This is a genomic window from Mycobacterium sp. NGS58 (genome assembly GCF_059812385.1).
In genome coordinates this window covers 80,958-89,702 of the sequence record NZ_JCALCO010000006.1, presented here as the reverse complement: position 1 = coordinate 89,702, position 8,745 = coordinate 80,958, and the positions used below count along the sequence as shown (strand labels likewise).

At 69.2% G+C, this 8,745-nt stretch carries 4 protein-coding genes; all 4 read right to left on the bottom strand.

The genetic code is table 11. From position 1 onward, the window contains the following. Nucleotide 1: 1 nt before the first annotated feature. The 4 genes from mbtD to AC5Y4H_RS07955 are packed head-to-tail and all read right to left on the bottom strand — an operon-like array spanning nucleotide 2 to nucleotide 8,659. Nucleotides 2–3,052, bottom strand: coding sequence for a mycobactin polyketide synthase MbtD (gene mbtD / locus AC5Y4H_RS07970; RefSeq protein ID WP_499980117.1), 3,051 nt, complete (start codon nucleotides 3,050–3,052; stop codon nucleotides 2–4). Next, nucleotides 3,052–4,392 (bottom strand): beta-ketoacyl [acyl carrier protein] synthase domain-containing protein, encoded by a 1,341-nt coding sequence (locus tag AC5Y4H_RS07965; RefSeq protein ID WP_499980115.1) that lies wholly within the window; start codon nucleotides 4,390–4,392, stop codon nucleotides 3,052–3,054. The genes mbtD and AC5Y4H_RS07965 overlap by 1 nt, the downstream gene beginning before the upstream one ends. Further along, the gene (locus AC5Y4H_RS07960) at nucleotides 4,389–5,150 is read right to left on the bottom strand and encodes a thioesterase II family protein (RefSeq protein ID WP_499980112.1); all 762 of its coding nucleotides are present in this window, start codon (nucleotides 5,148–5,150) and stop codon (nucleotides 4,389–4,391) included. The genes AC5Y4H_RS07965 and AC5Y4H_RS07960 overlap by 4 nt, the downstream gene beginning before the upstream one ends. Further along, complete coding sequence (locus tag AC5Y4H_RS07955; protein ID WP_499980111.1) at nucleotides 5,147–8,659, bottom strand: non-ribosomal peptide synthetase; 3,513 nt, start codon at nucleotides 8,657–8,659, stop codon at nucleotides 5,147–5,149. Before AC5Y4H_RS07955 ends, AC5Y4H_RS07960 begins: the two co-directional genes overlap by 4 nt. Nucleotides 8,660–8,745: the final 86 nt, after the last annotated feature.

The following is an 8,745-nucleotide window of genomic DNA, read 5'->3' as shown; positions in this document are numbered from 1 at the left end:
GCTAGGAGTCCAACCTTTCTAGCATCGCGAGCGTTGAGTGGTGCGCACCGCTGGCGGCGCCGGCGCTCTCGAATGACCGCGGGGAACCGGGCCCGCCGGTCGAATCGGCGCGCAACGCTTCGATCAGCTCCGTCACGGTGATGCCGCCGAGCATGCGGGACACCGGAACGGAATTGCCTACCGTGCGGCGCAGCCGCTTACGCAAGTCGAGTGCGAGCAACGAGTCCACACCCAGGTCGACGAGCGACGCGCCCGGGTCTATCGAGGGTGAATCACCCAGGTGCAACGTCGCGGCCAATTCGGCCCGGATTATCTCGGCGAGTGTGCTCTGAACCGAGATTTCACGGCTGTGGTTTTCGCCGGTGCGTGGGACGGTGAATGACATTGGCGCTCCCTGGCTTTCGAAGAACGTCTGGAGCCGCCGGAAGTCCGCGTCGAAAATCAGTGGATCGCGCTCGTAGCCATACAGACTGGCCTCGATCGCCTGCTCCGGCTCCATTGCCACCAACCCGGATCGCTCGGTGCGGGTGATCTCGTCACCCACCACCACCCCGGCGCCGTGCCACAGGCCCCACCGGATCGCCGTGCAGTCGCGGCCCTTGGCACGCAACTGGGCGGCCATTACGTCGAGCATCCGGTTGGAGGCCGCGTACGCCGCGTGCGTATGGCCGCCCCAAACCCCGAATACCGATGAGCAGGCGAGGATCCGGCAGTCCGGCCGCAGCGGCCACACGTCGGCCAGCACCGCCAATCCGTTGACCTTCGCCGCGCAGACCACCGCCACGTCCGAACCGGTCAGCTCCGAACGCGAGCGCGCCTGCGCGATGCCCGCGGCGTGGATCACCAATGACGCACCCGATCCCGCATGGTTCGCGGCGACGGCGGCCAGTGCGGCGCGATCGGTGATATCGCACCGCGGGGCGTGGACCTCGGCGTCATGCGGGTCGGCGAGCTCACGCAGCACCGTCGGGTCAACGCCGTTGCGGCTCAATAGTGTAACGGTCCGGGCGCCCCGGTTCAGGCAATAACGCGCGTACTGCAGCCCGATGGCTCCGCTGCCGCCGGTGATCACCACGTGGTCCAGCGCGGCGGCATCGAGTGGTCGGTGGGTCGCCGATTCGCGGGACGAGCGGAACGTCCGGGCGTAGCGTCGCGGCGATCCGGCGCCGCCGCGCAACGCGACCTCGGCGGCCTCCCCGAGCAGCACCTCGACGGCGGCTTGCGCCGTGGCGCGATCGACCTCGCGGTGCGCGAGGTCGAGATGCCCGAAGGCCTGGTCCGCGAATTCGAAGCCGACGCTGCGATGCATGCCCGCCAGCGCCGCCTGCGCCGGCGAGACGTCGAGGTCATCCCGGTCGATCTGTTCGGCACGGGCGGTGAGCAACCAGACGGCCCGGCATCGAGGACCAATGAGTGCGGGGTAGTCGGGAAGGCCCGCATCGGGCCGGACGGCGATCTGATCGATTGCGGCGGCGGCGTCGAGCTCGTCGAGTTCCGGGGCGGCCACCACGAGGATTTCGGCCTCATTCGGTGACACCGCTCGGCAGCCGCTATGTGCCGCAACGGCATCGACGAGGCGCTGCGCGAGTGCGCCCGCACCGACGAAGCCGATGCCGACGGTCATCGCAGCCGATGTGATCGGCGCCGTCGCCGGCTGCCAGTCCTCGACGGCCACGGTCAGCGCCGGCATCGGCGCCGCCTCGGTCACCCGTTCCGGTGCCGCCCACAGGTGCACGGCCCGCATCGGCGCATTCGGAAATCCCCGCAGTGCGGGCCGCTCCGCGATCGGGACCGCGTCGGCCCAGCTGCAGCCCGGGTCCGCGGTCGCCATGGCGGCGATGCTCGCCGAGAGCGATTCGGTGATGGAACGGTCGCGATGGCCCGAGCCGACGATGACGGTGGACTCGTCGTCGACCATGCCGCCCAGCGGGTAGAGCAGCGACGGGTGCGCCGAAAGCTCTACGAACGCGTCGGCCCCGCGGCCGCGAGCATGTTCGACAGCGCGGTCGAACCGCACCGTGCCACAAAGGTTTTCATACCAATAGTCGGCGAAGTCGGTCGTGCCGGCCAATTCGGTGCCCAACGTGGAGCCGATGAACCGCACCGGCCCGTCCCGGAACGCCGACTTCGGCGTCAGCTCGGCAAGGATCCCCCGCAACTTCCGCAGCGCGCTGGTGTGGCCGGGATAGTCGACCGACAGCCGCTGGCCGAAAATTCCGCGCTGTTGCGCCAGCCGCACCGCGGCCGCCACCGCCTCGTGATCGCCGGCGACCACGGTCGACGACGGCCCGTTGACCGCCGAGACTTCCAGCCAACCGGGCGCCTCGGCCAGCAGCGAGCGCGCGATGTCGAGGCCGGTCCCGAGCACCGCCATCGCGTAGCGGCCGGGCAGCTGGTCGACGACGGTGGCGCGCGCGACCACCAACCCGACCGCGTCGGGCAGCGAAAGCGCCTCCGCCACATACGCGGCCGCCACCTCGCCGAGGCTATGGCCGATGGTGACATCGGGCAGCACTCCACAGGATCGCCACGCTTCCGACAGACTCACCGCGTGGGTGAACTGCGCCGCTTGAATCTCGGCTCGCGACCAGGTGCGCCCCTCGTCGCTCACCAGATACGGCAACGGAGAAGGAAATCCGGCGGAGGCGAACGCGTGCGCGCACCGGTCGGCGGCCTCGCGATAGGCCGGCAACTGCCGGTAGGCATCGGCTCCCATCGCCTGCCACTGATTCCCCTGGCCCGGGAACACGAACGCGATGCACGGCGGCGTGGTTTTGGCGGATCGCGAGACCAGCTCGTGTTCCTCGCCGCGAGCGATCGCGGACAGTCCCGCGAGGAGTTCGGCCCTGTCAGCCGCTCGCACCACCGCGCGGTGACGTCTCACCCGGCGCAACCGCAGCAGGGTGGTGGCGACGGCGGCGGTCGGGTCTGCCGAGCCGTCGGCGCGATCCAGGTAGTCCGCGATCGCCGAGGCGTCCCGACGGATCAGCTCTGGGTCGTGGGCGCTGAGCAGCACCGGGACGCGCCCGTCCGGCAGTCGATGGGTAAGCATCACGCGACCTCGGGGACGGACACGATCAGATGCGCGTTGGTGCCCGCGATCCCGAACGCGGACGCAGCGGCGGTGCGCCGCCCGTCGATGGCCGGCCACGGCGTCAAAGTCTGCGCCAACCGCAAACCTTGTTTCTCCCATTCGATTTCGGGGCTCGCTTCGCTCGCGTGCAGGGTGGGTGGCACGGCGCCGTGTTCGGCCGATACCAGAACTTTGGCCAGCCCCAGCGCACCGGCGGCGGCCAGCGAGTGGCCCACGTTGGATTTCACAGACCCCAGCAACGCTCCGCCGCCCGGTTCGGTATCGCCATATGTCTCGGCCAGCGACCGCAACTCCGTCCGGTCGCCGAGGCGGGTGCCGGTGCCGTGCCCCTCGATCATCCCCACTTCAGCGGGCTTGATCCCGGCCTGGCTGATCGCGCGCCGGAACAGCCGCACCTGGGCAGCACCGCTGGGCGCGCTCAAACCGGCGCTGCGCCCGTCCTGATTCATCGCGGTTGCCCGCACCTCGGCGACGATCCTCCGGCCGGCCCGCAGAGCGGCCGATTTACGCTGCAGCACAAACATCGCCGCTCCCTCGGCCCACACGGTTCCGCTGGCCTGTGCGCTGTAGGGCCGGCAATATCCGTCATCGGAGAGTGCGTGTTGTTTGGAGAACTCGACGAAGAAGCCCGGCGAACCCAACACGTTGACCCCGCCCGCGATGGCCAGCTCGCAGTCGTCGTTCTGCAGGGAGCGCGTCGCGACGTGGAAGGCCACCAGCGCGGATGCGCACGAGGAGTCCAGGGTCAGTGCCGGCCCGGTCAATCCGAGCGTGTACGCGATGCGGCCCGAGATCACGCTGAGCGCGGTGCCGGCCAGCAGATGACCGCTGTGTTCGGAGAACTTGGCCATCTCGGGCCCGTAGCCGGTGGCCGAGGCGCCGACGAAGCAGCCCACATCGTGCCCGGCCAAGTCGTCGGGATTGATGCCGCTGTTTTCGCAGGCACGCCACGCCACCCGTAACGCCACCCGCTGCTGCGGATCCATCGCGACAGCCTCGCGGGGTGAGATGCCGAAGAACTCTGGATCGAATGTTGTTGCCCCGTCTAGGAATCCACCGCGGTCGTGGATCTCTTTGAAGCCGCTACGGTGCGAGCCGGCCAGCAGCTCGCGCACCGCCCATCCGCGGTCGGTGGGAAACGGGCCCAGTGCCTCACGGCCGCGTGCCAGCAGTTCCCAGTAGCCCTCCGTGGTTTCGATGCCGCCGGGCGCCTCCACACCCATTCCCACGATCACGACGGGATCCGCGCCGTCGGCGTCAAGGCCCTCGCCAAAAGAATTGGCAGACATCGGCATCACCCGGCGTTCACCCGCGCGGCGACCGCCTCGACATGGTCATAGACGTAGAAGTGCCCGCCGTCATACAGCGACACCGCGAAGGATCCGGCGGTGTGCCTTTCCCACTGCGCAAGCACACCTGCGGCGATGCGGTGGTCATCGTGGCCGCCCAGAACGTGGATGTCGGCGTGGATGCGGACATCGGGGCTGGGTTCATACCCGTTGAAGGCCTGGTAGTCGGCCCGCACCGCGGTGGTCAGCAGTTCGGAGAACTCCTCGTCGGCAAGCAATTCGGGGTCGGTACCCCCCAGATCGGCGATATCGGCCAGCAGACCGTCGTCACTGGTCGGCAGTTCGGGCATGTCGGCGACGACGCATGGCGGCGGACCAGCCGATACCCAAAGCTTCTGCACGGCCGCGCCGCACGTTTCGGCGACGCGGGCGAACTCGAATGCGACGACGGCGCCCATGCTGTGCCCGAACAGCTTCAGCGGAGCGACGCGCCGCCATGGTGCGGCCTGAAATAGGCTGGCGGCCAGGTCGTGCACGCTGTCGTGGGCCGGTTCGGTGAGGCGGTCGGCCCGCTGTGGGTACTGCATGACGTAGGTGTCGCCGCCGGCGGCCAGCGCCGCCGCCAGTACCCGGTAGCTCGCGGCGGCCGCACCGGCGTGCGGAAATATCACGGTGGCGCCGCTCGATGATCCGTTGCCGCGGCCCGGGGTCAGCTTGATCCAGGACGGGAATGTGGACGACACGGTGATCATACTGTTCAATGTCATTGCGTCGTCGATGATTTCGCGGGCCGCCCACAGGCCGCCAGAACCGATTCGGCGTCCATGCCGATTACTTCCAGGTACAGCTCGGCGACCTGGTCGAGGCGGCCGGGGTCGTCCTCGCCGGCGGTGAGCACCGCGGCCAGCGCCGACACGGTTCGGTTGGCGAAGATGTCCGCGACGATGATGTCCGATACGTCCAGCCAGGACCGAATTCTGGCCACCGCCTGGGTGGCGAGCACCGAATCACCGCCGAGCGCGAAGAAGTCATCGTCGATTCCGATGGTTTCCCGGCCGAGTAGATCGCCCACGATCAGTGCCAGCGCGGATTCCAAGGGCGTCGACGCGCAGCGGTGGCCGGGCCGCCGCGCTTGTGAGACCGCGGTTTTCAATTCGCGTGCGACTGCCCGCCGGTCGAGCTTGCCGGCGTCGGTGAAACCGATCCGCTCCACCACCATGATGTGGCGCGGGACCATGTGCGCGGGAACCAGCTCGCCAAGACGCTGGCCGATCCGTTCGGTGGTCAACGCGGGGTCGTCGGTGCACACCTGCGCGGCAAGCACGTCGGATTCCCCGGATACGTCGATCAGGGCGGCCACCGCCGTCCGCACGCCGGGCACGCGCCGTAGCGCGGTCTCGACCTCGCCCAGCTCGACGCGGTACCCGCTGATCTTGACGCGGTGGTCGGCGCGGCCGACGAATTCGAGCGTGCCATCCGGCCAATAGCGCACCACATCGCCGGTGCGGTACCAGATTCGGCCGTCGTGCTCGACGAAGCGTTCCGCGGTGAGATCGGGACGTCCGCGGTAGCCGCGCGCGATGCCCCGGCCGGACACCCAGAGTTCCCCGGGGACCCAGTCGGGGCAGTCGGCGCCGGTGTCGCCGACCACGCGGCACGCGTTGTTGGGAAGAGGGACACCGAAGGGCAGCGCCGCCCAATCTTCCGGTATCTGCTGGGTCACTTCGAAAATGGTGTTGTGCACTGGGGTTTCGGTCGCACCGCCGAGGCCCGCGAAGCGCAGGCTCGGCGCTTCCGCCCGCAGACGGCGTACCACCTCGGGTCGCACCCAGTCGCCTCCGGTGGGAATCACCCGCACCGAGGACAGTTGCCCACGGCCGACTTCGATCAGCATCTCCAGCCAGCCGGGCATGAAGTGCAGCACGGTGACCTTATGCGTGTCGATGAGCCGGGCCCAGACGTCGGGATCACGCCGGTGCGCTTCGTCGACCGTCACGATGGCCCCGCCGGTGCGCAAGGTGACGAACACGTCCATCACCGAGATGTCGCCCTCCAGGGTCGACAGCGCCAGGCATCGATCGCCCGTGCCGATCTCGAAGTGGCGGCCGATGAATTCGACAGTGTTCATCGCCGCGTCGTGGGTGACCTCTACCCCCTTGGGCTCCCCGGTGGAGCCCGAGGTGAACAACACGTAGGCGAGTTCGGCGGGGTCGGTTCTCGCTGAAGCCTTCTCAGCACCGGCGGAGGTGTCGCGAAGCACCTCGGCGATTACCAGCTCGGGCACCGGTAGCGACAGCCGTCGTCCGCCGCACACCAGCGCCAAGCTCACGCGCCCGGTGTCAAGGATGCGCTCGGCGCGGTCACGCGGTTGGTCGACGCCGATCGGCAGGTAAACGGCACCGACGGACAGGATGCCCAGCACCGCCGGAATCTGCTCGGCGCCTTTCGGCCCCGTCACCGCGATGGTGTCGCCGGCGGTGACGCCGGCGGTGCGCAGCGCCGCGGCCACCGCCCACGCCTGGTCGCGCAGCTGCGCGTAGCTGAGGTCACCGGTACTGGCGAACACGGCCGGGGCGTCGGGTTGCCGCTCGGCTTGCCGAAAGAACCCGTCGTGCAAGGCTTCTCCGCTTGGCTCGGCGGTGCGCGCGTTGATCGCCGCACGTACCGCGCGCTGCGCCTCCGGCGGCGACGGTGGGCCCAGCTCGTCCCATGCGTCGTCGTCAGAGGCCAGTCGGTACAGCTCATCGATGTGATAGGCGAACATGGAGTCGACGACGCCCGCCGGGAAGATGCCTTCGCGCACATCCCAATTCACCAGGACCCCGCCGTCGAACTCGGTGACCTGCGCGTCGAGCAGCACCTGCGGACCCTGGGAGATGATCCATCCCGGCGTGCCGAACTGGCCGATCACCTCGCGGCCGAACAATTCGCCCAGCCCCAGCGCGCTGGTGAACACCACCGGAGCGAGCACCTGGGTACCGCGATGGCGGCTGAGGTCACGCAGCACCGACAGCCCGGGATAGGCGGAATGGGCGGCGGCCGTACGCATCGCGTCCTGCACCGCCCGAGCCCGCGCCGCCGCGGTCTTTGCGCCGACGAGATCGATGTCGAGCAGCAACGAGGAGGTGAAGTCGCCAACCACCGAGTCGACGTCCGGATGCAGAGCCTGGCGCCCGAACAGCGGGACGTTGAGCAGGAAGCGCGAGGTGGTCGACCAGCGGGCCACGGTGTTGGCGAATCCCGCGGCGAGCGCCATCGCCGGGGTGATGCCGCGGGTTTGGGCGCGGGCGAACAGCGCATCGCGGGTTTGCGGGTCCAGCCAATGCCAGCGCCGGGTGCTCCGACTCGTGCCGCGGCCACCGGTCGACGGCAAAGCGGGCGGGTCTGGCAGCTCCGGGAGCCGCTGCGCCCACCAAGCCCGGTCGGCCTCGCGCGCCGGCTGCGGCTGCGCGTTTTCGGCCTCGATGGCTTGGCGGTATTGCCGATAGGTGTAGCTCAGCTCGGAAAGGTCCCGGCCGCCGTAGGAGGCAGCCAGATCGGCCATCAGGGTGCGATAGCTCATCGCGTCGGCCGCCTGCATGTCCAGGTCGACGTGCAGCCGTGACCGCTCGCCCGGCAGCAGCGTCACCGAAAGTTCGAACACCGCGCCGTCGAGCTGCTGGTGCGACTTGGCGTCGCGGATCGCGGCCAGCCGCTGCTCGACCTCGTCGGCGCTCAGGGAGCGCAGGTCCTCGACGCTGACCGGGAACGCGCCGCTCTCGTCGGCAGGGGCGATGCGCTGGCTTCCGTCGGGCAGGAAGCGCACCCGCAGCATCGGATGACGGCGCGCCAGCGCGGTGGCTGCCGCGCGCAGGCGCTCGGCGTCGAGCGCCCCACCGTCGAACTCCACGTAGAGATGACCGGCAACCCCACCCAGCTGCTGGTGGTCGTGGCGACCGACCCACATCGCGTGCTGCATCGGGGCCAGGGGGAACGGTTCGTCCTCGCCGGGCAGGTCGCCGGGAGCCTCGGCGATAGGGAGGACCTGCTGTTCGGAACCTTGCCCACCCGCATCGACCAGCCGGGCCCAGGCTTCGATCGTCGGGGTTTCGGTCAGCGTGGCGAAGTCGACGGCGATGCCCCTCCGGCGCCAGCGGCCGGCCAGCGTCATGATCCGGATGGAGTCCAGGCCCTGGCCGATCAGGTTGCCACCCGGCTGAACTGCGTCGACGTCAACGTCGAGCAATTCGGCCACCTCCGCGCGGATGTCCTCCGAGCGTGCCGAGGCGTGCACCACAGACCCTCCCTGATTAGCACAGGCTGCCCTATTTTTTGGTTACCCTATCCTTACTCCCTACGTCCTCGCTACTAGCCCCACTCGAC

Bases quoted from the DNA above. Each gene is read 5' to 3' on its own strand.
- AC5Y4H_RS07960 (WP_499980112.1), bottom strand. From the start codon at position 5,150: ATGACATTGAACAGTATGATCACCGTGTCGTCCACATTCCCGTCCTGG.
- mbtD (WP_499980117.1), bottom strand. From the start codon at position 3,052: ATGCTTACCCATCGACTGCCGGACGGGCGCGTCCCGGTGCTGCTCAGC.